Consider the following 25925-nt stretch of genomic DNA (forward strand, 5'->3'; position numbering starts at 1 on the left):
GATACCCATGGCCCAATTCATGAGCCTGCACGACGCGGTTGCCCGTTATCTCCAGGACGGCGCCACCGTCGCCATGGAAGGCTTTACCCACCTGATCCCCTTTGCCGCGGGACACGAAATCATTCGTCAGGAAAAGCGTGGTCTGACGCTGATCCGCATGACCCCCGATATTCTCTACGATCAGCTGATCGGCGCCGGTTGCGCCGAAAAACTGATCTTCTCCTGGGGCGGTAACCCCGGCGTGGGCTCGCTGCACCGTCTGCGCGATGCCGTGGAGCGGGGCTTCCCCCGCAAGCTGGAAATCTTCGAGCACAGCCATGCGGCCATGGCCTGCGCCTATGAAGCGGGCGCGGCCGGTCTGCCCCTGGCGGTGCTGCGCGGTTACATCGGCAGCGACCTGCCCAAGGTGAACTCCCAGATCCGCTTTATCGAATGCCCCTTTACCGGCGAACGCCTGGCGGCGGTGCCGGCGGTACGTCCGGATGTGAGCATCGTTCACGCCCAGCGCGCCGACCGCAAAGGCAACGTTCTGGTATCCGGCATCGTGGGTGTGCAGAAGGAAGCGGTGCTGGCGGCCAAGCACAGCATCGTCACCGTGGAAGAGATCGTGGACGATCTGCAGGCCGAACCCAATGCCTGCGTGATCCCGGGCTGGGCCATTACCGCCATTGCCGAGGTAAAAGGTGGTGCCGCGCCGTCCTACGCCCACGGCTATTACCCGAGAAACAACAGCTTCTACAAGGAGTGGGACGCGATCTCCCGTGATCGTGACACCTTCAACGACTGGCTGCAGCAGAACGTTTACAACGCAGGAGGGCAGGCATAATGACGCTCCAATACAACTCTTCAGAAATGATGACGGTCACCGCCGCTCGCGCCCTTAGCAACGGCATGACCTGTTTTGTGGGCATCGGCCTGCCCAGCGAGGCCGCCAACCTGGCCCGCCTGACCCACGCCCCCGACGTGACCCTGATCTACGAATCCGGCACCCTGCAGACCAAACCCGACATTCTGCCGCTGTCCATCGGTGACGGTGAGCTGTGCGAGCAGGCGCTGACCACGGTGGCCGTGCCCGAGATGTTCCGCTACTGGTTGCAGGGCGGCCACATTGACGTGGGCTTTCTTGGGACCGCCCAGATCGACAAGTACGCCAACCTTAATACCACCCTGATTGGTGATTACCAGTCTCCCAAGGTTCGCCTGCCCGGCGGCGGCGGCGCCCCCGAGATCGCCTCCAACGCCAGGGAAGTGTTCATCACCCTGAAGCACTCACCGCGCGCCTTTGTGGAAGCGGTCGACTTCATCACCACCCTGGGCTACGGTCGCGACGGCAAGGGCCGTGACAATGTGCCCAATATTGGCCGTGGCCCGACCAAGGTGATCACCGATCTGTGTGTGATGGCCCCCGACGCCGAGACCAGGGAACTGACTGTGGTGTCCCTGCACCCCGGGGTGACTCAAGAGCAGGTACGTGAGGCCACCGGCTGGCCGGTACGCTTTGCCGACGAGCTGGCGCTGACTCCCGAGCCGAGCGCCGAGGAGCTGGCCATTCTGCGTGACCTCAAGGCCCGCACTGCCGAGCACCACGCCAAACCGATCTCCCAGGAGGCCGCCCAATGAAGCCGGTTTATCTGTGTCATCCCCGCCGTACCGCCATTGGCCGCTTTGGCGGCACCCTGGCGGCGGTGCGCCCCGACGATCTGGCCGCCCGCGTATTTGAAGCCGTGCTGGCCCAGGCGCCGGATCTGGACCCGGCCGCCATCGACGAAGTCATCATGGGCTGCGCCAACCAGGCCGGTGAAGACAACCGCAACGTGGCGCGCATGTCCTCCCTGCTGGCCGGTCTGCCGGCGAGCGTGCCCGGCACCACCATCAACCGCCTGTGCGGCTCCGGTATGGATGCCGTTGGCACCGCCGTGCGCGCCGTCAAGGCCGGTGAGCTGGATCTGGTGCTGGCCGGGGGGGTGGAGTCCATGTCCCGCGCCCCCTATGTGATGGGCAAGGCCGACACCGCCTTCAGCCGCAACCAGGGCATTGAAGACACCACCATCGGCTGGCGCTTTATCAACCCGCTGATGAAGGCCCAGTACGGCGTGGACTCCATGCCGGAAACCGCCGAGAACCTGGCCGAGCAGTTCAACATCTCCCGGGAAGATCAGGACGCCTTTGCCGCCCGCTCCCAGGAGAAGGCTGCCGAGTCCCAGTGCAACGGCCGTTTTGCCGAAGAAATCGTGCCGGTGGCAATTCCCCGCCGCAAGCAGGAGCCGCTGATCTTCGCCGACGACGAGCATCTGCGTCCGGGCACCACGGTTGAGAAACTGGCCAAGCTGCCGACCCCGTTCCGCGAAGGTGGCAGCGTGACCGCCGGTAACGCCTCCGGCGTGAACGACGGCGCCGCCGCCATGCTGATCGCCAGCGCAGACGCCGTGCAGCGTCATGGCCTCAAGCCCATGGCCCGAGTGCTGGGCATGGCCACCGCCGGCGTTGAGCCGCGCATCATGGGCGCCGGTCCGATCCCGGCGGTGCAGAAGCTGCTGGCTCAGCACAACCTGACCATGGACGACATCGACCTGTTCGAGTTTAACGAAGCCTTTGCCGCCCAGGCCCTGGCCTGTATGCGCGAGCTGGGTCTGAAGGACGACGACGCCAGAGTGAACCCCAACGGCGGCGCTATCGCCCTGGGTCACCCGCTGGGCATGTCCGGCGCCCGTCTGCTGCAGACCGCTGCCCATGAACTGCACCGCCAGAACAAGCGCCTGGCCCTGTGCACCATGTGTGTGGGCGTGGGTCAGGGTATCGCCACCCTGATTGAGCGGGTATAACAACGGCTGCAGGCGTCCGCCGGCTGAATGGAGCGCGGGCGGCTCGCCCGCAATTTGGCGCGCAGCGGCAACCTGTGCCCGTTTCATTGGATAAGAAGTGAATTCAGGGGTTAACTGTATTTTTGACGCGGGCTTGTGCCGGCGTTCCCCTGACTATTTTGGAGGCCGAATGTCTTTTCTGAACATCAATGGCCGCACCGTCGGCTACCGCCTGCTGGGCGACGCTTCACGGCCGCTGGTGGTGCTGGCACACCCCCTGGGCATGAGCCAGGCGGTGTGGGATGACCTGCTGCCGACGCTGCTGCCCCGTTACCGGGTGCTGACCTGGGATCTGCCCGGTCACGGCAGCAGCGCGGCCTGGAACGGTGAGCGCATTACCCCCGCCGATCTGGCGGCAGAAGCCCTGGCCCTGGCCGATGTAGCGGGTGCCGAACGCTTCCATTTTTCCGGCACCTCCATCGGTGGCGTGATCGGCCAGCAACTGCTGTGTGCCCATGCCGACCGCCTGCTGTCCGCCACCCTCACCAACACCGGTGCGGTGATCGGCACCCCTGAGGCCTGGCAGGCCCGGGCCGCTGCGGTGCGGGAGTTGGGCCTGGCCACCATGGCGGTGGACATAGTGCCGCGCTGGTTCGGTCCGGCCGCCTGTCTGGCCCAGCCCGCCCTGCTGGCCGGCTGGAACACCATCATGGGCCGGGGTGACGCCCACAGCTACGCCCTGCTGTGTGAAATGCTCGGCGAGGCCGACTTCAGCGAACGACTGCAGGATCACAACGTGCCCCTGCTGTTGGTGGGTGGTCGCGAGGACGTGGCCACCCCGCCCGAGTCGCTGGAGCACCTGGCCTGCTGCGCCGAGGCAAACGGCCCGGTGATCCTGGATAAGGTAGGTCATGTGCCCTCGGTGGAAGTGCCGGCGCAATTTGCCGAATTGTTGCTGCAGCATCTGGGTTGAGCATAAAAGCACCAATAAAAAGAAAGGCCTGCAATTGCAGGCCTTTTCCGTTGTGGTCTTTCCATATCAGGGCACGGCTTTTTCCGAGCGTCGTGCAGGTGTCAAGGCGTCAGTGAAATGCCGGACCAGAGGACTGTTGTTTTCGTTGTGCCATACCGCTTCGGTAATAACGGTGGAATCTGTGCCTGTGAGCGGCAGCATGACTACACCGGAACGTTGATAATTTCTGGCGCATTCCAGGTGAATGGTGATGCCGATATTGGCGCTGATCAGGCCAAACATGCCTTCACTGTTGTAGGCTTCCTGCACAATCCGTGGCTGAAACCCCGCCTGCAAGCAGAGAGCGTCCAGATGCCTTCTGAAATGACGCCAGCGTGCCATTACCCCAACGACAAAGGGCTCATCGGCCAGCTCGTGTATATCTACTTCATCTTGTGAGGCGAGGGGGTGGGACTCGGGTAATACAGCCACAAAGCGATCTACCTGAACGGGATAATGTTCAAAGCTGTCGTTATTCAGCGGGCTGGTTAGAAAGGCAACGTCGATCTTCCGGTTGGCCAGTGCCTCCAGCTGCTCCTGGGTTGAACCGTATTCAAGATCAATGGAAATTTCCGGATATTGCCGGCGAAAAGTGTCAATCAAGCCGGGTAATATGCCGGTAATGGCGAAATCGGTGTAACCAATGGTCAGACTACCCAAGACGCCGCTATCTGCCTGCCTTGTTTTTCGCACCGTCTCCTCAAGCTCAATCAACAGCTGATCACACCCCTTGAGAAATACCGCCCCAGCGGCTGTGAGCGCCACTCGACGATTGTTACGGTCAAACAGGCGCACTCCCAGTTGGTGCTCAAGAAGCTGTATTCCCCTGCTCAGGGCCGGCTGAGCCACTGCCAGGTTTTCGGCTGCCTGACGAAAATTCAGGGTCTCGGCCACAGCCATAAACTGGCGAATTTGACGAAGTTCGACACGCATGGTGATACCTGAATGTTATCAATAGGAAAACCAATAGTATTATACAAGTTAACAACGTGGCTCTAGTTTGAATACTGCGTTCGTACCCGGGAAGGCGGGGACGGAAGCGGCAACCATGCCCATGGGATGGATCACAACCGAAGCCTTTTGCTTTGGAACTATCATGGAGATTGCTATGGAAAGCTCGTTTCACGGTGTTATTGCATTTGCTCTGATGGCAGGAATGCTGGTAATCGGCAGCCTGTTGAGAAAAAACATTCCTGTATTAAGAAACTCCCTTGTTCCCGCCAGCATTGTTGGTGGCTTGCTTGGGTTCGTCCTACTGTCGTTGGATTTGATTCCCGGTTTTGGCTCCGGCGACTTCACTGGGCTGACCTTTCACTTTTTTACCCTCAGCTTCATGTCCCTGTGTCTGACCAGCAGCAGTGGCGACAAGTCCCTGTCCGGTGGCAGCATTGTGCGCGGCGGACTCTGGCTGACGATCATCTGGACCATCAGCCTGGGTATCCAGGGAGTGCTGGGGTATGGCGTTATTGCCGTCTATGACAAGGTCACGGGGTCGAATATCAGCGCCTTTCTCGGCGCCATCATTACTCACGGTTTCACACAAGGACCCGGTCAGGCACTGACCTACGGCAACATCTGGGAGCAGGAATACGGCATTGCCAATGCAGCCCAGGTTGGCATGATTTATGCCTCACTCGGCTTCCTGATGGCGTTTCTGGTTGGTGTTCCCTGGGCCAAGCGAGTGATCGCCAGAGGTCAAAACCTGAACAAAAAATCCAGCATTGATGGTGATTTCCTGTCAGGCTTTTACCCCGCCGGCAACAAACCGGAAACCGGCCGAATGGTTACTCACAGTGCCAATATGGACTCTCTGGCCTGGCATCTGGGACTACTGGCCATTGCTTACGTACTTACCCATCTCTGGCTGTTATCGGTGCGTGACCTGGTTGCCGGCTTCACCCCCTGGGGTCTGAATTTGAGCGTATTGTTCAGCCACAATATGTTTTTCGTACATGGTCTGGGCGTGTGTGTACTGATGCGGCTGCTTGTCGATAAACTGGGTTTTGCCCGACATGTTGATAACGACACCCTCAAGCGCATTACCGGCAGCTCGGTTGACTTTATGGTCGTCGGTACCCTGATGAGCATACAGTTTGCCGTGCTGTACGCTCTGCTTACCCCTATCCTGCTGGTAACTCTGGTGATTACCCTGGCCACCCTTTTTGGGTGCTGGTGGATGGGACGCTTGAGCGGAAAGCTGGGCCACGAGCGGTCACTAACCGCGTTTGGCTGCTGCTGTGGCTCAACCGGAACCGGCTTGCTGCTGCTGCGCATGCTGGACTCGGATTTCAGTACATCGGTAGCCAAGGAGCTGGCTTTCTTCAATCTGGCCATCGTGCTGGCCAACATACACGTACTCTATATCTTTGCCCCCATTGCGCCTTCTCTGAGCCCGGCAACCTATTTGTTGGCCTTTGGTGGTACCGCCCTCGTTGCTTTGGCAGTGGTTCCCGTGCTGATGGGCAAACTGAAGCTGGCCGTACCGCGGGCCACCGTCAAGGAGACCATTCAATGAGCATTACCTTATTTTGCGCCCGGCGTATTATCACCATGGATCCGTCGCTGCCTGAAGCCACTCACATTGCTGTGCAGGATGGCAAGATACTGGCCGTTGGCCCTCTTGAGGAATTGAGGGATTTGGGTGAATACCACCTGGATGATCGCTTTGCCGGCAAGGTGATTTTGCCCGGCTTTGTTGAAGGTCACAGTCATGCTCTGGAAGGTGCCATGTGGCAATATCTTTACCTGGGTTACTTTCCCCGTAGGGATCCCAAAGGTGTCTGCTGGAACGGGATCACCAGTCTGGCAGCCATGCAGCAGCGCCTGAGGGAGCATGCCGCCGCACTGCCGGCCGGTGAGCCCATGGTGGCCTGGGGGTTTGATCCTGTCTATTTCGAAGGCGTGCGCCTGAACCGAGAAGTGCTGGATCAGGCGGTAAACGACAGGCCGTTGGTGATTTTTCATGCCAGCCTGCATGTGATGACCGTCAACAGCCGCATGCTGGAATATGCCCGGCTGGAGCAGCATGCCGGCATGGAAGGCATCATGCTCGGCAGCGATGGTCGACCCAACGGCGAGCTGCAGGAAATGGCCGCCATGCATGGCGTGTTTGACGCCCTCGGCAGAAACCTGTTTGAAGAAGTGTCTTCCCTGTCCACCCTCCAGGCTTACGGCGAAGTGGCCAGGCGGGTGGGGGTCACTACCATTACCGATTTGTATAATCCCCTCACCGACACTGGGATTGCCGCCCTGCAGGAGATAACCAGCCTGCCCGGCTGCCCGGTGCGTCTGGTACCGGCCATGGCTGCCTTATCCTGGACTTCGGAGCAGGGCATAGAGCGACTGCAGGCGTGCCGGAATATGGGCAATGACAAGCTGCACTTTGGTTTGGTCAAGCTGATGACGGATGGCTCCATTCAGGGTTACACCGCCCGTATGCAATGGCCGGGCTACCATGATGGCCATCCCAACGGTATCTGGAATGCCCCGCCGGAAACCCTGCATCAATTGGTGCTGGATTACCATCAGGCCGGGCTGCAGCTGCATATTCATACCAATGGTGACGAAGCCGTGGAGCTGATCCTCGATGCCATTGAAGATGCGCAGACCCTCTGGCCCAGAGCCGATCACCGCCATACCCTGCAGCACTGTCAGTTTATCAGTCAGGCCCAGCTGCGCCGGGCGGCCCGGCTGGGGGTGTGCCTGAACATGTTCGCCAATCATATTTATTATTGGGGCGATATCCATCGCCAAAAGACGCTGGGTTTTTCCCGCTCCCGGCGACTGGAGCCGCTGGCCTCGGCACTGCGGCTGAATATTCCTACCGCCATACACTCGGATGCACCGGTAACGCCGCTCGGCCCCCTGTTCACCGCCTGGTGCGCGGTGCAGCGGCAAACGGCCAGCGGCGCCAGCTTGGGAGAAGCCGAAAGGATCAGTGTTGCGGATGCCCTGCACATGATCACTCTGGGCGCGGCCTATACCCTGCGTCTGGATCATCTGGTGGGAAGCCTGGAAGTCGGCAAATATGCGGACATGGTGATTCTGGACGAGGATCCGCTGGAGCAGGATGCCGCACGGCTACGGGATATTGGAATTCACGCCACCGTAGTGGGAGGAGAGGTGTATGAAAATGATTAAACCCATTCCGGTGACCCTGCTCACCGGTTTTCTTGGTGCGGGAAAAACCAGTTATCTGAATAATTTATTGCGTGAGGGAATTCCACCGGACAGCCTGATCCTGGTTAACGATTTTGGCAGCATCAATATCGATGCAGAGCTGATCGAATACAGTGATGAGCATATTATGCGCCTCAATAATGGCTGTATCTGCTGCACCCTGGGTGGCAGCCTGGCGGAAAAACTGGCCGAGCTGTTGCGGACGCCACCGTTACCGGCTGCCCTTTATATCGAGGCCAGCGGGATTGCCAACCCCGCACGGATTGTCGACACAATCCGGATTTCCCCCAAATTGTGTTTGAATGAGGTGATTTGTCTGGTGGATGGTAGTCAGGCAGATCGTTACAGCGAAGATCCTTTGGTAACGGAGGTTTGGCATCAGCAAATACTCAGCGCCGACCGTGTGCTTGTTAACCGACTGCCCCCTTCACTGGAGTTACCTCTTGTACTGAAGCAACTCCTGGTTCATTCCCGGGCGCAAGTGGAGCGAATGACTGGGGCCGACGAACAGCCTGCTGTGAAAGACGATCATGATTTCTGCTCAAAAAACACCGGCACCGGGCGCTGGGACTCTTTCAGTCAGACTTTTGATACTGCCATTGATGGGCAGCGGCTGGCAGAGCTGTTTATGGAATATGGAGATGTGCTTATCAGAGCCAAGGGAATGGTTCGGCGTCAGGGAAAACCCCAAAGTGAAGTCGTCCAGCTCAGTGGCGGTAAAGTAAGTTGGTCACCTGCCATCAGGACAACGCCAAAAGGGCTGCTGGTCTGTATCGGTGCGGAAGGGATACGATTCAATCAATTGGCTAGAGATGTATCCCGGCTGCGTGGAAATCCGTAACGAGCTACCTCGAATGAGTCTTTTACTATCGACAATTTGATGAAAAAGGCCTGCATTCGCAGGCCTTTTCAGTATCAGGGGTCAGCTCAGGAAGCGGGCTTTTCCTGCTTCTCCGGTACCAGCGGAATGGCCGGTTTGGCAATGAGAGAGCGGGTGTCTTCAATGGCTTCGGTGAGGATCACCTGAATGTGCTGGCCCAGTTCGTACACCGGCTGTTTGTCGAGGTATACCCGGCCGTCATCCCAGCTGCATTCCAGCCGATCCCGGTTGGGCAGGATCAGGGAAGAGGGCATAAACACCACGGCGCCGTTTTCCTGCAGGCGCAGCTTCACGCCGCCCCGGCCGATGTCGATGATCTCGGCATCAAAGGCGTGGCCGTTGGCCACCGCCGGCTGCAGGTAGCGCACATACAGCCAGTCGGCAATGTCGCGCTCGGCACGGCGGTGCATGCGGCGCTGCTCCGACAGGTGCACCGCCAGCTCGGCGTTGGGAGCGTGGGCGTCGTGGGCCTTCTCGGCCAGAATGGCCTTGATCAGCCGGTGGTTGATGATGTCACCGTATTTACGAATGGGCGAGGTCCAGGTGGCGTAGGCATCCAGACCCAGGCCGTAGTGCTCGCCCGGGGTCACGCTCATGGCGGCAAAAGACTGGAAGCGGCGCACCCGGTTGTCCAGGTAGCTGGTATCGCGGGCGTCGAGCCAGCGGCGCAGCTCGCAGAAGCCTTCCAGGGTGGTCAGCTTGTCCGGATCGACCGGGGCCTCGTGCTCTTTCAGCAGTTCCTGCAGCTGGGCCAGCTTCTCTTCATCAAAGCCGGCGTGCACGTTGAATACGCCGGTGCCGCAGTGTTTGGTCAGCCAGTTGCCGCAGGCCAGGTTGGCGGCGATCATGGATTCTTCCACCATCAGGTTGGCAATGCGGCGGTGATCGGCGTGAATGGCCACCACGTTGCTGGCGTCGTCCAGCTCAAAGCGGAAATCCGGACGGTCCGGGAACACAATGGCGTGGGTGCTGCGCCAGCTGTTGCGGGCCAGGGTCATGGCGTTCAGCTCGCGCAGCTGCTCGGCAATGATTTCGCTTTCGGGCTGCCAGTCGCCGGTGCCTTCAATCCAGTCGGATACCTTGTTGTAGGCCAGGCGGGCATGAGAGCGAATGCGGGCGGCAAAGAATTCGGCGTCGTCGGCCACCTTGCCGTCGGCGTCAATGTGAATGCGGGCGCACAGGGCGTGGCGGTCTTCGCCTTCCTTCAGAGAGCACAGCTCGTCGGCCAGGGTGCGGGGCAGCATGGGAATGTTGCGGCCCGGCAGATACACGGTAAAGGCGCGTTCGGCGGCAATCTTGTCCAGATCGCTGTCGTGGGCCACATAGGCGGTGGGATCGGCAATGGCCACGGTCAGTTCCCAGCCGCCGTCGTCCAGCCTTTTCACGCTGAGGGCGTCGTCCATATCCTGGGTGGACTCGCTGTCGATGGTGAAAAAGGGCACCTCGGTCAGGTTCTGGCGGGGCAGGGTGTCTTCCAGCAGTTCCCACTGTTCCCGATCCTGAGGGGCCTGGTTGGCCAGGCTGTTACGGGCCAGCACCACCCACCAGGGGGCGATGGGATCGTCCACGCCGGCAATCACTTCTACCACGTCGGCGAAAAAGCCGTTGTCTTTCAGGGCGTGGCGCTTGAGTTCCGCCAGCACCCAGTCGCCTTCCTTCAGGTCCTTGTCGTTCATCCCCTTGATGGTGCGGGCCTTGATGGCGTCTTTCATCAGCGGGTGATCGGGCACAATATTGAGCCGATCACGGAACCACTTCACCCGGGCCACAAAGCGGGTCAGGCCGGGCTCGATCAGGGTCTCGGGCTCCACCAGTTCCTTGTCGTTTTCGGTGCGCAGCACGGCGGTGATGTGATCGCCATGCATCACCTTTTTCATGTGCGGGGGCGGAATGAAATAGCTTTCCTTGTCACTGACTTCGAGAAAGCCGAAGCCTTTGGAGGTGCCTTTGACCATGCCTTCCTTGGTGGGAAGGGTGTCGCGGATTTGTTGCTTGAGCTGGGCCAGCAGGGGATTGTCTTGAAACATGTGTTTGGGAACCTGTCGAAATATCGGCCTGACTATACGGATTTACCCGCATAATGCCAAGAAAACCTTGCGTTTTGCACCAATTTGGTGCGCATTTTATGGCGGTTTTATAAACAGGCTGGGCCGTAAATCAGGGTGAGATTTTGCGCCTGCGGCTGCCCTTCCGTATTCACGCCGCTGTGCAGCAAATAGCGCAGGCCGTCGAGCTGGGCTGTACTCTCTGGCGTCAGCTCTCCCGCCAGTTGTGCAATATGATGATGGCCCAGGCCGCTTTCCAGATTGCCCGCCAGCATGACCTGCAGCCCTTGTGCCTTTGCGCTGTTGGCCAGTTGCCGGCACCGGGCCGGTTCACCCAGCAGGGACGGGCGCAGCACCAGGGCTTTCAGCCCCTCGAATACCGCCGGCACATCACCGCCACAGCGGTCGGCGCTGAGCGCCACCGGCCAGCCGTGCTGCCGGGCCAGTCGTTGCGTGTCGGCCGCGCTGGCACCCGGGTCCAGCAGCCAGTCGGTAGCCCGGCCACCGGTGTGCCGCCACAGCTCAACCAGTTGTGCCTCGCTCAGGCGGCCGCCGGCGTCCAGCACCAGCCTGAGCCCCGGCACCAGCAAGGACAGCTCCCGTACCAGGCCGGCATCAAACTGCCCATCGCCGGTCAGGGTCAGCCAGGCTTGAGTGGGATGTACCCGGCGGCAGCGCCAGGCGCGAATAATGGGTTCCCGCTCGCCCTCCAGCAGCGGCAGGCTGGGGGCAGGGGAGGCGGTGAGCGGTGCCAAGGCGCAGCCCAGACCAAAGCGTACCCAGGGCAGGGTGGCCCCGGGTTCAAGGCCCTGCTCCAGCCGCTGGCAGGCGGCCAGCAGTTCGGTTTCGGTGGCCGTGATATCGGCGTTAATGGGCGGCGCCACCTCGCCCCAGTAGCCGTCAATATTCACGTAAAAGCCGTGACGGCGGCGCACGGCAACGCCGTCAATCACCTTTTCTTTGGTCAGCGGCAGGGCATAGCGATAAACCGAGATGGGCATGGGCGAGGCTTCCGAATAATTACTTTTATATAAAGTTAACACGCTGCTCTGGCCGGCAACAGAACTCTCCGGCCGGGAGGTGAGTCATGCCAAAAAGTTTGCGGTCGCTGCTTTTTCGGCTGTGCAGGCCGGGGGAGAAGTCCTTTGCTTTTGTAAACGGGCTCTGGTTATACTGCGACCATCTTGTCGGAGTGCCCTGCATGGGCTGAGACCGCTAAAAGCGGGATCCGTTGAACCTGATCAGGCTAATACCTGCGAAGGGAAGCAAGTAAAGAACCCGCCACCGGATGTACGCAGTTCTTTATCAACACTCCCGACAAGCATTTTCACCACAATGGACGCAAAAGTGAGATTGCTATGTCAAAAAAAGTAAACCGTCGTGAAGTTCGCAGCCAGGCCCAGGAATATATTCACAACCTGAAGGGCGAACCCTTTCCGAACTCCTCCCGCATTTATCTCGAAGGCTCACGCCCGGACATAAAAGTGGCCATGCGTGAAATCGCCCTGGCCGACAGCTACAAGGGCGGCACCGAAGAAAACCCCATTTTCGAGCCCAACGAGCCGGTGCCGGTATACGACACTTCCGGTGCCTACGGCGATCCCGAGTCTGAAATTGATGTGCGCCGTGGTCTGCCCCAGCTGCGCCAGCAGTGGATTCTGGAGCGTAACGACACCGAGGAGCTGGAAAGCGCCACTTCCCACTTCACCCAGCAGCGCATGGCAGACGACGGCTTGGATCACCTGCGCTTTGAGCACCTGCCCAAGCCGCGCAAGGCCAAGGCCGGCCAGTGTGTGACCCAGATGCACTACGCCCGCCAGGGCATTATCACTCCCGAGATGGAATACATCGCCATTCGTGAAAACATGGGCCGCGAGCGGGTGCGGGACGAGCTGCTGCTCAGGCAGCACAAGGGCGAGAGTTTTGGCGCCAACCTGCCGGAAAACATCACTCCGGAATTCGTGCGCAAGGAAGTGGCCGAAGGCCGCGCCATTATTCCCGCCAACATCAACCACCCGGAAGCCGAGCCCATGATCATCGGCCGCAACTTCCTGGTGAAGATCAATGCCAACATCGGCAACTCGGCGGTGACCTCTTCCATTGAAGAAGAAGTGGAGAAGCTGGTGTGGTCCACCCGCTGGGGCGCCGACACAGTAATGGACCTGTCCACCGGCCGCTATATTCACGAAACCCGTGAGTGGATCCTGCGCAACAGCCCGGTTCCCATCGGTACCGTGCCCATCTACCAGGCGCTGGAAAAGGTCAACGGCGTGGCCGAAGACCTGAACTGGGAAGTGTTCCGCGACACCCTGATCGAGCAGGCCGAGCAGGGCGTGGACTACTTCACCATTCACGCCGGCGTGCTGCTGCGCTATGTGCCCATGACCGCCAAGCGCGTGACCGGCATCGTGTCCCGCGGCGGCTCCATCATGGCCAAGTGGTGCCTCACTCACCACAAGGAAAGCTTCCTGTACGAGAACTTCCGCGAGATCTGTGAAATCTGTGCCGCCTACGACGTCTCCCTGTCCCTGGGGGACGGCATGCGTCCGGGCTCCATTGCCGACGCCAACGACGAGGCCCAGTTCGCCGAACTGCACACCCTGGGTGAGCTGACCAAGATCGCCTGGGAATACGACGTGCAGGTGATCATTGAAGGCCCGGGTCACATTCCCATGCACATGATCAAGCGCAACATGGAAGAGCAGCTCGAGCACTGCCACGAAGCGCCCTTCTATACCCTTGGCCCGCTGACCACCGACATCGCCCCGGGTTACGACCACTTTACCTCCGGTATCGGTGCCGCGCTGATCGGCTGGTACGGCTGCGCCATGCTCTGTTACGTTACGCCCAAGGAACACCTGGGTCTGCCCAACAAGGAAGACGTGAAACAGGGTCTGATCACCTACAAGATCGCCGCTCATGCCGCCGATCTGGCCAAGGGCCATCCGGGCGCCCAAATCCGCGACAACGCCATGTCCAAGGCGCGCTTCGAGTTCCGCTGGCACGATCAGTTCAACCTGGCGCTGGACCCGGAGACCGCCCGGGAATATCACGACGAAACCCTGCCCCAGGAGTCGGGCAAGGTGGCGCACTTCTGCTCCATGTGCGGACCCAAGTTCTGCTCCATGAAGATCACCCAGGACGTGCGCGACTATGCCGCCAGCCTGGAAAACAACATAGAAGTGCAGCTGGTGGGCATGGACGGCCAACCCGAAACCGTACAGGCCGGCATGGCGAAAATGTCGGAAGAATTCAAGAAACGCGGCGGTGAGTTGTATCATCAGGCCGACAAACTGGAGCAAGAATCTCTATGACCAAACCCATTGTCTGGACCATAGCCGGTTCCGACTCGGGTGGCGGGGCCGGCATTCAGGCCGACCTGCACACCATACAGGCGCTGGGCGGCCACGGCTGCTCGGTGATCTCCGCCATTACCGCCCAGAACTCGGTGTCGGTATCCATGGTGGAGCCGGTACTGATGCAGGCCTTTACCAGCCAGCTGGTATCCCTGTCCACCGACATGCAGGCCGCCGCCATCAAGGTGGGCCTGCTGCCGGGCGGATTGCGCGCCGAGGTGCTGGCGCGCTACCTCAAGGAATACCGCCGCCAGTGGCAGCCCTGGGTGGTGCTGGATCCGGTGGCCATTGCCAGCACCGGCCAGTCCATGGCCGAGCCCAACCTGCTGCCGGCCATCAAGACCCACCTGCTGCCGGAAGTGGACTTGATCACTCCCAACGCGGTGGAGCTGGAAGCATTGTCGGGCATTGCGCCCGACTCGCCCCAGGCCCTGCGTGCCGGCGCCGCCGCCCTGCGGGAAATGGGCGCGGGCGCCGTGCTGGTGAAGGGCGGCCATCTCGGCTGGACCGGCGATCAGGCCATTGACTTCTACAGCGACGGCGAGCGGGAAATCTGGCTGGCCAGCCCCCGTCTCGACACTCAACATGGTCATGGCACCGGCTGCACCCTGTCGTCGGCCATTGCCACCGCCGTGGCCCAGGACTACCCGATTGAAGATGCCCTGGTGCTGGCCAAGGCCTACGTCAATCAGGGCCTGAAAGGCGCCGAGGCCATTGGTGCCGGCGCCGGCCCGGTGGCCCACCTGGGCTGGCCCACCAAGCTGGACGACTTTCCTGCCGTGGTCATGCCCGGCAGCAAACTGGCCGTGCAGCTGGGCATTGAAGGGCCGCATCCCGAGGGCGCCTTTGCCGCCATGGATACCAACCGGCTGGGCCTGTACCCGGTGGTGACTACTGTGGCCTGGCTGGAGCGGCTGCTGGAGCAGGGCGTTCGCACCCTGCAGCTGCGCATCAAGGACAAGACCGACGCCGAAGTAGAAGCCGACATCAAGGCCGCCGTTGCGCTGGGCCGGCGTTATAACGCCCGCCTGTTTATCAACGACTACTGGCGGCTGGCCATTGAGCACGGCGCCTATGGTGTGCACCTGGGTCAGGAAGACATTGAAGTGGCGGATCTGGAGGCCATTCGCGCCGCCGGCCTGAAGCTGGGACTCTCCACTCACGGTTATTACGAAATGCTGCGGGCCCGGGAGCTGAAACCTTCATACCTTGCGCTGGGGCATATTTTCCCCACCAAGACCAAGGACATGCCGTCCCGCCCGCAGGGCCTGGAGCGGCTGCACCGCTATGTGGCGCTGATGCAGAGCGAGTTCCCGCTGGTGGCCATTGGCGGCATCAGCAAGGACCGGGTACCGCTGGTGGCACAAACCGGCGTGGGCAGCATTGCCCTGGTTACCGCCATTACCGAGGCGGCGGACCCGGATGCAGCCACGCAGGAACTGCTGCACATGGTGGAGGGCTAATCATGCTCAGCGATAGCGAATTCATGCGATACAGCCGGCATCTGCTGCTGGAAGAGGTGGGCGAGGAAGGTCAGCTCAAGCTGAAAAATGCTTCCGTGCTCATCGTGGGCCTGGGCGGGCTGGGCTCGCCGGCCTCCCAATATCTGGCGGCGGCCGGCGTGGGCACCCTGTGGCTGGCCGACTTCGATCAGATTGAGGTCAGCAACCTGCAGCGCCAGACCCTGTATGACGTTGACAGCCTGAAAATGGCCAAGGCCGAAGTGGCCCGGGAAAAGCTGCAAAAGCTCAATCCCGAGGTCGAGCTGGTGGCGGTCAATCAGAAAATGGACGAGCACAGTCTGGCCGGCTTTGTGGCCGAGGCGGATCTGGTGCTGGACTGCACCGACAACATGACGGTGCGTCAGGCCCTGAACGCCACCTGCTATGCCCAGGGCAAGCCCCTGCTGGTGGGCGCGGCCATTCGCTTTGAAGGCCAGCTGCTGGCGCTGGACCCGTCCCGCGACCATGGATGCTATCGCTGCCTGTATGGCCCTGAAATGGAAGAACGGCTGACCTGCAGCAACGCCGGTGTGATTGGCCCGGTAGTGGGCACCATTGGCCTGTTGCAGGCGCTGGAAGCCATCAAGTATTTAACCGGCACCGGCACCGTGCCCTGGGGTGAGCTGAAGCTGTTTGACGCCAAGGCCCACCGCTGGCACGGCCTTCGAGTGCCGAAGGATCCGGCCTGTCCGGTATGTGGACCCAAGGGGAGCTAATAACGATGCACATAATACTGAATGACGAACAACACCCCCTGACCGAGGGCACCACCCTGGCGCAACTGCTGGCCGAACTGGAGCAGGACAAGCCGGGCGTGGCGGTGGCGCTCAACCGCGAAGTGGTGGCGCGCAGCCAGTGGGCCGAGCGTCAGCTTGCGCCCAACGACAACATTACCCTGTTCCACGCCATTGCCGGAGGCTGAAATGAGTCTGAAAATTGCCGATGAAACCTTTGAATCCCGCCTGTTTACCGGCACCGGCAAGTTTGCCAACGGCAGACTGATGCAGGATGCGCTTGCCGCCTCCGGTTCCCAGCTGGTGACCATGGCGCTGAAGCGGGTGGATCTGAAAAACCACAGCGATGATATTCTGCCGCCGCTGTTGGAGCTGGGCGTGAACCTGCTGCCCAATACCTCCGGCGCCAAGGATGCCGACGAAGCCCTGTTTGCCGCCCGTCTGGCCCGGGAAGCCCTGGGCACCAACTGGCTCAAGCTGGAAATTCATCCGGATCCCAAGTACCTGCTGCCCGATCCCATTGAAACCCTCAAGGCCGCCGAGCAGCTGGTGAAGGAAGGCTTTATTGTGCTGCCCTATTGCGGTGCCGATCCCGTGCTGTGCAAGCGTCTGGAAGAAGTGGGCTGTGCCGCCGTCATGCCCCTGGGCGCGCCCATCGGCTCCAACAAGGGCCTGGTGACCCACGATTTCCTCGAGATCATCATTGAACAATCCACTGTGCCGGTGGTGGTGGATGCGGGCATCGGCGCCCCCAGCCACGCCGCCTACGCCATGGAGCTGGGTGCCGACGCCGTGCTGGTGAACACCGCCATTGCCGTGGCCGGTGACCCCGTGGCCATGGGCGACGCCTTCCGCCGGGCGGTGATCGCCGGCCGCATGGGCTATGAAGCCGGTCTGGCCGGGCAAAGCCAGCAGGCTCAGGCGTCCAGCCCGCTGACCTCCTTCCTGGAGACCTTATGAGCTTCTTCGATGTCTGGTCATCCATGGACTGGGATGACATCAAAATGACCATCTACAGCAAGCGCGCCGCCGATGTGGAGCGGGCGCTGGCCAAACCGAAGCGGGATCTGAACGACTTTATGGCGCTGATCTCGCCGGCCGCCGAGCCCTACCTGGAGCAGATGGCCCAGCAGTCCTACCGGCTGACCCGGCAGCGCTTTGGCAATACCGTGGGGTTTTACATTCCCCTGTATCTGTCCAACCTGTGCGCCAACGACTGCACCTATTGCGGCTTTTCCATGAGCAACCGGCTCAAGCGCAAGACCCTGAGCGCCGAGGAAATCGAGCAGGAGTGCCTGGCGATCAAGGCCATGGGCTTTGATACCGTGCTGCTGGTGACCGGCGAGCACGAGGGCAAGGTGGGGCTGGACTACTTCAAGCAAATGCTGCCCATCGTCAAGCGTCACTTCAGCTATGTGATGATGGAAGTGCAGCCGCTGTCGCAGCAAGAATACGCCGAGCTGCGCCAGTACGGCCTCGACAGCGTCATGGTGTATCAGGAAACCTACCAGCACCTGACCTACGACGAGCACCATATTCGCGGCAAGAAAAAGGACTTTCGCTGGCGCCTGGAAACCCCGGATCGGCTGGGCAAGGCCGGCATCGACAAGATTGGCCTGGGCGCCCTCTACGGTCTGGAAGACTGGCGCACCGACAGCTTTTACACCGCCTCGCACCTGCGCTACCTGCAGAAGCACTACTGGAAGACCCGCTATTCGGTATCCTTCCCGCGGCTACGCCCCTGCACCGGCGGCCTGCAGCCCAAGTCGATCATGACCGACCGCCAGCTGGTGCAGCTGATCTGTGCCTACCGCCTGCTCGACGGCGAGCTGGAGCTGAGCCTGTCGACCCGGGAAGCTCAGGAGTTCCGCGACAAGGTGATCCCGCTCGGCATTACCAGCATCAGCGCCGGCTCCAAAACCCAGCCCGGCGGCTATGTGGAGAACGTCAAGGAAGAGCTGGAGCAGTTCGAAATCGACGACGACCGCACCCCCGCCGAAGTGGCCAAGGCCATTGCCGCTACCGGCCTGCAGCCGGTATGGAAAGACTGGGACAACAGTTACTCCGCCAGTCGCTGAAGCCGTCTGACAGCGCAAATCTTGCCGTAGGTTGGCGATGAGCGCAGCGAATCCCAACATTCCGCAGCCGCCTTTGGTGTTGGAATTCGCTGCGCTCATTCCAACCTACCAGTGCTTACAGCTCCCGAAGGGTCACGACGAACCGGGTCGCCGCTGTGCCCACAGGAATGGCAGTTGCACCCCGCAACGACTAGAATGGTCGTTTTGTCACCCCCCGAGGCAGCATGAACAACACGCACAGCAAGGTGATTGGCTATATATTGTGGATCTTCGGGTTCATGGGCGCTCACCGCTTTTATTATGGCCGCCCCGTCAGCGGCACCATTTACTTCTTTACCCTTGGCCTGTTCTTTATCGGCTGGATTGTGGATCTGTTTCTGATCCCGTCTCTGGATCGCGCCGCCGACCAGCGTTACGCCACCGGCCCCAAGGACTACAGCCTGACCTGGATACTGATGACCTTTCTTGGCTTCTTTGGTCTGCACCGGCTTTATATGGGCAAGTGGATCACCGCCATTATCTGGTTCCTCACCGGCGGCCTGTTCCTGATCGGCTATCTCTACGATTACTGTACCCTTAACACCCAGATTGACGAGGTTAACCGCCGTTCCCGGCGTTTTGGCTGAGCAGAGTCAGGTCGCCATCAGCCGCAGGGCGAGTGCCCAGGCCTGCAGGGCGGCGGTTTTGTCGCCCTGCACCTGTGCCTGCACGATGGCACCTTCCTTCAGCAGGCTCAGGGTCTGTGCCTGCTGCGCCGCCGCCCCTTCCTTCAGACCTGCCTTCATTAAACAGGATGTGAGCATTCGTGCGACCGCCGCCTTGTGTTGCGCACACTGCCGGTGCAGCTCATGTTCTGGGTCGCCATATTCGGCGCAGGTATTAATAAAAAAGCAGCCGTGAAACGGGGTCAGCTCGTGTTCACGGTCGTTGATCCAGTCGTCCAGAGCGGTAAACAGGGCCTCAATCACGCCCTCAGGGCCGGGCTCACGCCGCTCCAGGCGCCCCTCTAACCATTCCAGAAATGCGCTATCCCGGTAGGCAATCACGGCGGCTACCAGTGCCTCCTTGCCGGAAAAGTGGTGATACAGGGTTTTTTTGGCCACCCCCGACTCCTGCAGTATCTGATTGATGCCCACGGCATGAATGCCCTGCCGGTAGAACAGGTCAAAGGCGGTGGTTACGAGCTGCTGGCGTTTATCCATAAGGTTCTCCTGTTGCTGAGGCCATATTGACAGGGGTAGACCAATCTGTCTACATTGAGTGCGTGTAGACAGGTCGGTCTACTTTCTGAATAAGGGACAGTGAAAATGAAAAACAGTGAGAATGGTCTGGTTCGGTTAATGGAGCGTTATTCGGCGCTGGTAGCGGGGCTGGGAGCCATGTTGTGCATTACCACCCTGGCCGGGCTGGATGGGTTGCAGTCCAGCGGGCTGTGGCTGATGGCACCTTTTGGCGCCACCATGGTGATCCTGTTCGGGCTGCCCGACAGCCCCCTGGCCCAGCCCCGGAACATTTTCCTTGGTCATCTGCTCACCACCCTGGTGGGATTACTCGTGCTGAACAGTCTCGGCGTGCAGCCCTGGTCACTGGGACTGGCGGTGGGTCTGGCGGTCAGCCTGATGCTGCTGACCGGCACCACCCATCCACCGGCGGGGGCCAATCCGCTGATCGTGATGCTGAGCGGCCAGGACTGGGACTTTCTGTGGTCGCCGGTGGCGCTGGGAGCGGGGTTGATCATAGTAAGCGGCCTGGTGTTTCACCGCAGCACCGGCCGGCGTTATCCCGTGCGCTGGTAATACAGGCGCTTCATGTCAGTAATCCGGCTTTTTTGAGCCGGGTTACCCAGGCCGGGCGCCTGGTATGCTGCTGTTGCAGCCTTTCCAGAGCCTGCCTGAATTCTTTCTGTCTTCCGGCCTGCGCCAGTGCCTCTGCCAGGGATTTGGCCAGCTCCAGCGCCCGATCATAGCTGCGGCCCGAACCCTGCTTGAGCTCGGTATCCATTTCCTGCCAGATTTGGTCTGCGTTTGCCGCCACTCCGGCAAGGTATTTCTTTCGCTCGGCCAGACGCCTGGCTTCTGCCTTGGCCTGGGCGCGCCGTTCACGCTCAAGGCGCTGTTCGCGAGCGGCAGCATAACCGGTGGCGATATCTGCCAGAGTTCGACGGGCAGAGGGAGCCGGCTGGGTGCTGTGTTGCCGGTGCCAGTCCAGAAAACGCCGGTTCAGGCTGCTTTCCGCCTCCATGGTGCGGCCTTCCAGCAGCAGGCGGGCGGTGGTTCTGAGCTCGGCCGGTGATTGCTGTTCCAGCCAGACGTTGTGGTCTGCTGCTGCATGGGTGGTTTCGGTCGGGCTGCTGGCCGCTGCGGCCTGCAGCCAGTCGGGATCGATCTCCAGAAACTCCACCAGTGCCTGCTGGGCAGGGGTGAGCGTCGCCAGGCCGGGCGGCAGAGGCGGTTCAATGTCTTCGTCATTCAGCTCCTGGGCGCAGAGCCGGGCCAACCAGCCCAGATACAGGGGACGGGTGTCTCCTCGTAGCAGTTCCTGCCGCAGGGGCAGCAGCCGGCTCAGCCAGCCGGGGCCATCCTCATGAGTCCAGAATCGGTCGTGTTCGCCTTCCTCATCGCTGAAGTGCCAGGTCAAAATGCAGTGTTGACCAGCAGCGGAAGCCTCAAACACATCGGATCCGGCAGGCTGCAGACAGGCGTCCAGCATGGCCTGGTCCAGGCAGCTTGCCGGGAGTTTCAGCATCAGCAGGCAATGCCCCCAGCTGGCGGAGTAGACATGGGCATCAAAGTAATGCCGCATCCACTCCAGGGGCTCTCCACTGAGATCGCCCCAGTTGTATTCGTTGATAAAGCTGTTGCAGGTAATGGTGGCCCGGCTCGAACGGGCACGCAGTTCACTCTGTTGCCGGGCGGTCAGTGGCTGATCGACGGCGGTAAATTCGTAGTACTGATATTCACTCATGATGTTGGGCTGGTTTGAAAAAGGATCTGTTAGTCAAGCATTGTGCTAACGAAACTGGATTGTGTCCAACCGTCACTGCTGCCTCCTTTTACATAACCCCTTAGCGCCCTATTATTTAGGGTTTTTATCTACTTTTGTCGTATTTTTACGCAAGATTCTATAAATACATGAATAATTCCTTTAGTATCGCAAGGTTTTTACAACAAGGGAGTTAATGTGTGAGCAAGCAAAAAATCGCGATTTTGGGCGCCGGCCCCAGTGGCCTGGCACAGTTGAGAGCGTTTGAAGCAGCTCGCAAGGCAGGCGTTCAGGACCTGCCGGAAATCGTTTGTTTTGAAAAGCAAAGTGACATCGGTGGCATGTGGAACTACACATGGCGCACGGGTTTAGATAAAAATGGCGAGCCAGTTCATGGCAGCATGTATCGGTATCTGTGGTCCAACGGCCCGAAGGAATGTCTGGAGTTTGCCGATTACTCCTTTGACGAGCACTTCGGTCGTGCCATTCCCTCCTATCCGCCGCGTGCCGTGCTGAAAGACTACATCATGGGTCGTATCGACAAGCAGGCCATTTCTAAATACATCCGTTTTGAGTGCCCGGTGCGCTGGGTAAGCCATGACGACAGCACCGGCAAGTTCACCGTGACCGTGATGAACCACAAGACCGGTCAGCAGGAAACCGACGAGTTTGACTATGTGGTGGTGGCCACCGGTCACTTTTCCACTCCCAACATGCCGTACTTTGAAGGGGTGGAGCAGTTTCCGGGCCGGGTACTGCATGCCCATGACTTCCGTGACGCGCTGGAATTCAAGGACAAGAACGTGCTGCTGGTGGGTGCCAGCTACTCGGCGGAAGACATCGGCTCCCAGTGCTACAAGTACGGTGCCAAATCGGTGACCATCAGCTATCGCAGCAACCCGCTGGGCTTTGACTGGCCCGAAGGCATGGAAGAAAAGCCGCTGCTGGCACACTTTGACGGCAACACCGGCTACTTTGCCGACGGCTCCAGCAAGGAGTTCGACGCCATTATCATGTGCACCGGCTACCTGTTCCACTTCCCGTTCCTGCCGGACGCGCTGCGGCTGCAGACCCACAACTGCCTGTACCCGGACAACCTGTACAAGGGCATTTTCTTCCAGAACAACCCGAAGCTGATTTATCTGGGCATGCAGGATCAGTATTTCACCTTCAACATGTTCGACGCCCAGGCCTGGTATGCCCGCGACGTCATCATGGGCAAGATCACCCTGCCGGATGCGGACGAGCGCCGCAACGACATGCAGCACTGGCTGGATCGTCATGCGCAGCTGGGTGGCTGCTGCGACTCCATCGACTTCCAGGCCAGCTACATTCGCGATCTGCTCGGCCCCACCGATTACCCCGAGTTCAAGGTGGAAGAACAGGCGGCGTTGTTGAAGGAATGGCAGCAGGACAAGCAGGCCGGCATCATTAGCTTCCGCGAGAAGTGCTACCGCTCTACCGTGACCGGCACCATGGCCACCCGCTTGCCGGGCACCTGGCTGGACATCAAGGACGACTCGCTGGAAAGCTTTATGTCCCTCGACTTTATCGAGAACAAGAGTTTCGACAAGGTTGATTGATACCGCCGCGGCTAATATGTAGCTGCCGCTTTAGCCGGCAGAGCCTGTGCAACAGGCTGTGAATGCATCACTGTCTGCTATTTCGCGCCAACTAAAGTGGCGCCTACAGCTTGCCGGCGTGACCGGTATTGAGAATAGAAAGCCCGCTTTATCAAGCGGGCTTTTTGGTTGCTTAAAACTGCGCTCTGAACTTCCGATACTCTCGCTGAGCCTCACTGGCGGTGGTAACTGTCAGCCGCAGCGACTGGCCCGGGCGGCACTGGGCCAGCTGAGCGCAGGACAGGGGGGTGAGGGTACCCAGGCGCGGATAACCGCCAATGGTCTGGCGGTCATTGAGCAGAACGATGGGCTGGCCGTCCGGCGGCACCTGCACCGCGCCCAGGGTCAGGCCTTCCGAGACAAGTGAATCCATGTTGCACTGCAACAAGGATCCTTTAAGCCGGATCCCCATGCGATCCGATCGAGGATCCACGGTCCACGGGCGGCTCAGGGCCTTGATCAGGCTCTGATCCTCAAAATGACGGAACTGGGCGCCGGGGATCAGTGCCAGCACCGGCTCGTCCTGATAATGCCGCCTCTCCCTCTCGGGCAGGGAATGGTTTGAGCCAGCATTCTGTGTGGCCCTGTCAAACCTCAGCTCGTCACCGGCCGCCAGCGGGCTGCCATCGCCCTTGTGACCGCCCAGACCATCCCGCACCACGCAGGCGGTGCTGCCCAGCACCTCGGGAGCAATAAAGCCGCCGGCCACCGCCAGATAGGCGCGAACCCCGCTGCGGGACATGCCCAGGGCAAGGGTCTCACCGGGTTCCAGGGTAAACGATTGCCAGTGGGGCAGGGGCCGGCCATTCACCCGCGCCTGCATATCGGCACCACAGAGCGCCAGCCGGCAGGGTTGCTGTGCGGTAAGTGTGAGCCCCCCAAGGGTGATTTCCAGCGCCGTGGCGCCCCAGCCATTGCCCACCAGCCAGTTGGCCCAGGCCCAGGCGTGCAGGTCTGTCGGTCCCCCTTGAGCCACCCCCAGATGCCGCACACCAAAACGGCCGGCATCCTGCAGGGTACTGAGGGGGCCGGGCTTTTCAATCAGCAGACTCATGGCGCCTCCATGGGGCTGGCGTCGCCCCCCAGCCGTTCAAATTCGGCCTTGCTCACCGGCTCAAAGCGCACGCGATCGCCCACCCGCAGCAGGCTTAAACTGCGGCTGGCGGGGTCAAACAGCCTGGCCGGAGTACGCCCCAGCAGGTTCCAGCCGCCCGGGGTGGTGCGGGGGTAGGCGGCGGTCTGGCGGCCGGCCAGGGCCACGCTGCCGGCGGGCACGCTTGACCGGGGGCTGTCGTGCCGGGGCGTTTCAAGCTGCTCGGGCAGGGTGCCCATAAAGGCAAACCCGGGGGCAAACCCCAGGGCAAACACCCGGTAGGTGTGGCCGCTGTGCAGTTCAATGATTTGCTGTGTGTTCAGGCCGGTATGCTGTGCCAGCCGGGCCAGATCCGGCCCCACGCTGGGGTGATACCACACCGGCAGGGTTTTCACCGTATCTTGAGTGTTGTCTTCCAGCGGCTCCAGCTTTGCCAGCAATTTTTGCAGCAAGCGACCGGCCTCGGCGTGATCCAGGGTGAGCGGGTCAAACTGCACCAGCAATGTGGTGTAGGACGGCACCAGATCCACTAGCTGGTCGCCAAAGGCCTGCTCGCAGTCCTGCACCAGGGCGGCGATCCAGTTCATGTTGGCTTCGTCGATGTCGTCGAACAGCCGCACCAGCCAGGCATCGAAGCCGGCGTTTTCCAGCCTGGGGTTCATACCGGGCCATCCAGCATGCGGCGAATGGCGGCCACGGCGGCAATGGACTCGGGATTGTCGCCGTGCACACACAGGGTATGGGCGCTGAGCCTGAGCGGGCTGCCGTCGATGGCGGTGAGCGGCTCACCGGCGGCAATGCGCCGGGCCTGCTCCACGATCACCTCGGGGGCATGGTGCACGGCGCCGGGCTGACTGCGGGGCACCAGAAAACCGGCGGCGTCGTAGGCGCGATCGGCAAAGGCCTCAAACCACAGGGTAACGCCATGCTGGTCGGCCAGTTCCTGCGCCGGCTGCGGATTGGCGGTGGCCATCAGCATCAGCGGCAGGCTGGTATCAAAAGCGGCCACGGCGCGCATAATGGCCGCCAGGATGGCCTGGTTTTTCATCATGTCGTTATAGAGGGCACCGTGGGGCTTAACGTAGTGCACTCGTGTGCCCTCGGCCCGGCAAATGGCATGCAGTGCGCCCAGCTGGTAGAGCACCATATTTTCCACCTCGGCGGGTGAAGCGGCCAGGGAGCGGCGGCCAAAGCCCACCAGATCCGGGTAGGCGGGATGAGCGCCCACTTTTACCCCGTGAGACGACGCCAGTGCCACGGTGCGGCGCATGGTGTCGGGGTCGGCGGCGTGAAAGCCGCAGGCCACGTTGGCCAGGTCCACAAAGGGCATGACCGCCTCGTCCTGCCCCATGGTCCAGGGGCCGAAGCTTTCTCCCATGTCGGCGTTCAGCTGTAATTTGGCCATGATGTTTCGTTCCCTGAATAATGAATAAGTCCCATTTTACTGCGCCGGCGAAACCAGTGCATGAAAGACTATTGCCAGTGGACGGTTTCCGATTATGATATGCGCTCATTTTAACCAAGAGGTCCGGCCAAACGCCGGTGTACGATATGGACTGCTCGCGAAGTTGCTTGCAACACGCTGTTAATCATTCATTTTCCTGCCTTTCCCCGCTTTTTCCGGCGTCCGCCGTTTTGTTC

The 25925-nt window shown here is 60.6% G+C and carries 24 protein-coding genes and 1 riboswitch; of the genes, 16 read left to right on the forward strand and 8 right to left on the reverse strand.

The window, feature by feature from the left end:
- The first annotated feature begins 7 nt into the window (after positions 1-7).
- The 4 genes from DA373_RS09655 (at position 8) to DA373_RS09670 (ending at position 3774) form a co-directional block, all read left to right on the forward strand.
- A complete protein-coding gene (locus DA373_RS09655) occupies positions 8-826 on the forward strand; it encodes a CoA transferase subunit A (protein WP_107852100.1) in 819 nt (272 codons plus the stop codon).
- Positions 826-1620, forward strand: coding sequence for a CoA-transferase subunit beta (locus DA373_RS09660; protein WP_107852101.1), 795 nt, complete (start codon positions 826-828; stop codon positions 1618-1620). Before DA373_RS09655 ends, DA373_RS09660 begins: the two co-directional genes overlap by 1 nt.
- Positions 1617-2822: a 3-oxoadipyl-CoA thiolase gene (pcaF, locus tag DA373_RS09665; protein ID WP_107852102.1), complete on the forward strand. Its 1206-nt coding sequence runs from the start codon at positions 1617-1619 to the stop codon at positions 2820-2822. The genes DA373_RS09660 and pcaF overlap by 4 nt, the downstream gene beginning before the upstream one ends.
- 169 nt (positions 2823-2991) lie before the next feature.
- Complete coding sequence (locus DA373_RS09670) at positions 2992-3774, forward strand: alpha/beta fold hydrolase (protein WP_107852103.1); 783 nt, start codon at positions 2992-2994, stop codon at positions 3772-3774.
- A gap of 66 nt (positions 3775-3840) precedes the next feature.
- On the opposite strand, the gene DA373_RS09675 is transcribed toward DA373_RS09670, so the two are convergent.
- A complete protein-coding gene (locus DA373_RS09675; protein ID WP_107852104.1) occupies positions 3841-4746 on the reverse strand; it encodes a LysR family transcriptional regulator in 906 nt (301 codons plus the stop codon).
- Between the two features lie 115 nt (positions 4747-4861).
- Here DA373_RS09675 and DA373_RS09680 point away from each other — a divergent pair, with 115 nt between their 5' ends.
- The 3 genes from DA373_RS09680 to DA373_RS09690 are packed head-to-tail and all read left to right on the forward strand — an operon-like array spanning position 4862 to position 8833.
- Complete coding sequence (locus DA373_RS09680; protein ID WP_198650285.1) at positions 4862-6328, forward strand: sodium/glutamate symporter; 1467 nt, start codon at positions 4862-4864, stop codon at positions 6326-6328.
- The gene (locus DA373_RS09685) at positions 6325-7953 is read left to right on the forward strand and encodes an amidohydrolase (RefSeq protein WP_107852106.1); all 1629 of its coding nucleotides are present in this window, start codon (positions 6325-6327) and stop codon (positions 7951-7953) included. The genes DA373_RS09680 and DA373_RS09685 overlap by 4 nt, the downstream gene beginning before the upstream one ends.
- On the forward strand, positions 7940-8833 hold the full coding sequence (locus DA373_RS09690; RefSeq protein ID WP_107852107.1) for a CobW family GTP-binding protein: 894 nt from the start codon (positions 7940-7942) through the stop codon (positions 8831-8833). Before DA373_RS09685 ends, DA373_RS09690 begins: the two co-directional genes overlap by 14 nt.
- 86 nt (positions 8834-8919) lie before the next feature.
- Here DA373_RS09690 and DA373_RS09695 read toward each other — a convergent pair whose 3' ends face one another.
- A complete protein-coding gene (locus tag DA373_RS09695) occupies positions 8920-10899 on the reverse strand; it encodes an exoribonuclease II (RefSeq protein WP_107852108.1) in 1980 nt (659 codons plus the stop codon).
- Between the two features lie 107 nt (positions 10900-11006).
- On the reverse strand, positions 11007-11918 hold the full coding sequence (locus DA373_RS09700) for an o-succinylbenzoic acid (OSB) synthetase (RefSeq protein ID WP_107852109.1): 912 nt from the start codon (positions 11916-11918) through the stop codon (positions 11007-11009).
- A 177-nt stretch (positions 11919-12095) separates the two neighbouring features.
- Positions 12096-12199, forward strand: a riboswitch (TPP riboswitch).
- Positions 12200-12275: 76 nt separating this feature from the next.
- On the opposite strand from DA373_RS09700, the gene thiC reads away from it, so the two are divergent.
- From thiC to DA373_RS09735, 7 genes are all read left to right on the forward strand, one after another.
- Complete coding sequence (thiC, locus tag DA373_RS09705; protein ID WP_107852110.1) at positions 12276-14231, forward strand: phosphomethylpyrimidine synthase ThiC; 1956 nt, start codon at positions 12276-12278, stop codon at positions 14229-14231.
- Complete coding sequence (gene thiE / locus DA373_RS09710; protein ID WP_107852111.1) at positions 14228-15736, forward strand: thiamine phosphate synthase; 1509 nt, start codon at positions 14228-14230, stop codon at positions 15734-15736. Before thiC ends, thiE begins: the two co-directional genes overlap by 4 nt.
- A gap of 2 nt (positions 15737-15738) precedes the next feature.
- Positions 15739-16491 (forward strand): HesA/MoeB/ThiF family protein, encoded by a 753-nt coding sequence (locus DA373_RS09715; protein WP_107852112.1) that lies wholly within the window; start codon positions 15739-15741, stop codon positions 16489-16491.
- Between the two features lie 5 nt (positions 16492-16496).
- Positions 16497-16697 (forward strand): sulfur carrier protein ThiS, encoded by a 201-nt coding sequence (gene thiS / locus DA373_RS09720; RefSeq protein ID WP_107852113.1) that lies wholly within the window; start codon positions 16497-16499, stop codon positions 16695-16697.
- Between the two features lies 1 nt (position 16698).
- Positions 16699-17469, forward strand: coding sequence for a thiazole synthase (locus DA373_RS09725; protein ID WP_107852114.1), 771 nt, complete (start codon positions 16699-16701; stop codon positions 17467-17469).
- Entirely contained in the window at positions 17466-18587 is a 1122-nt protein-coding gene (thiH, locus tag DA373_RS09730; protein WP_107852115.1) for a 2-iminoacetate synthase ThiH, read from the forward strand. The genes DA373_RS09725 and thiH overlap by 4 nt, the downstream gene beginning before the upstream one ends.
- A 224-nt stretch (positions 18588-18811) precedes the next feature.
- Positions 18812-19213 carry an NINE protein gene (locus tag DA373_RS09735; RefSeq protein WP_107852116.1) on the forward strand — a complete coding sequence of 134 codons (402 nt, stop codon included), beginning with the start codon at positions 18812-18814 and terminating at the stop codon, positions 19211-19213.
- A gap of 6 nt (positions 19214-19219) precedes the next feature.
- On the opposite strand, the gene DA373_RS09740 is transcribed toward DA373_RS09735, so the two are convergent.
- On the reverse strand, positions 19220-19789 hold the full coding sequence (locus DA373_RS09740; protein WP_107852117.1) for a TetR/AcrR family transcriptional regulator: 570 nt from the start codon (positions 19787-19789) through the stop codon (positions 19220-19222).
- 105 nt (positions 19790-19894) lie between these two features.
- On the opposite strand from DA373_RS09740, the gene DA373_RS09745 reads away from it, so the two are divergent.
- A complete protein-coding gene (locus tag DA373_RS09745) occupies positions 19895-20383 on the forward strand; it encodes an HPP family protein (protein WP_232821242.1) in 489 nt (162 codons plus the stop codon).
- Between the two features lie 10 nt (positions 20384-20393).
- Here DA373_RS09745 and DA373_RS09750 read toward each other — a convergent pair whose 3' ends face one another.
- On the reverse strand, positions 20394-21551 hold the full coding sequence (locus DA373_RS09750) for a hypothetical protein (RefSeq protein WP_107852118.1): 1158 nt from the start codon (positions 21549-21551) through the stop codon (positions 20394-20396).
- Positions 21552-21769: 218 nt separating this feature from the next.
- Here DA373_RS09750 and DA373_RS09755 point away from each other — a divergent pair, with 218 nt between their 5' ends.
- Complete coding sequence (locus DA373_RS09755) at positions 21770-23152, forward strand: NAD(P)-binding domain-containing protein (protein ID WP_107852119.1); 1383 nt, start codon at positions 21770-21772, stop codon at positions 23150-23152.
- A gap of 172 nt (positions 23153-23324) precedes the next feature.
- Here DA373_RS09755 and DA373_RS09760 read toward each other — a convergent pair whose 3' ends face one another.
- The 3 genes from DA373_RS09760 to DA373_RS09770 are packed head-to-tail and all read right to left on the reverse strand — an operon-like array spanning position 23325 to position 25689.
- A complete protein-coding gene (locus DA373_RS09760) occupies positions 23325-24245 on the reverse strand; it encodes a 5-oxoprolinase subunit C family protein (RefSeq protein WP_107852120.1) in 921 nt (306 codons plus the stop codon).
- The gene (gene pxpB / locus DA373_RS09765) at positions 24242-24946 is read right to left on the reverse strand and encodes a 5-oxoprolinase subunit PxpB (RefSeq protein ID WP_107852121.1); all 705 of its coding nucleotides are present in this window, start codon (positions 24944-24946) and stop codon (positions 24242-24244) included. Before pxpB ends, DA373_RS09760 begins: the two co-directional genes overlap by 4 nt.
- Positions 24943-25689 carry a 5-oxoprolinase subunit PxpA gene (locus DA373_RS09770; protein ID WP_107852122.1) on the reverse strand — a complete coding sequence of 249 codons (747 nt, stop codon included), beginning with the start codon at positions 25687-25689 and terminating at the stop codon, positions 24943-24945. The genes pxpB and DA373_RS09770 overlap by 4 nt, the downstream gene beginning before the upstream one ends.
- Positions 25690-25925: the final 236 nt, after the last annotated feature.

The sequence above is a fragment of the Oceanimonas marisflavi genome (assembly GCF_003049725.1).
Taxonomy (GTDB): Bacteria; Pseudomonadota; Gammaproteobacteria; order Enterobacterales; family Aeromonadaceae; genus Oceanimonas; species Oceanimonas marisflavi.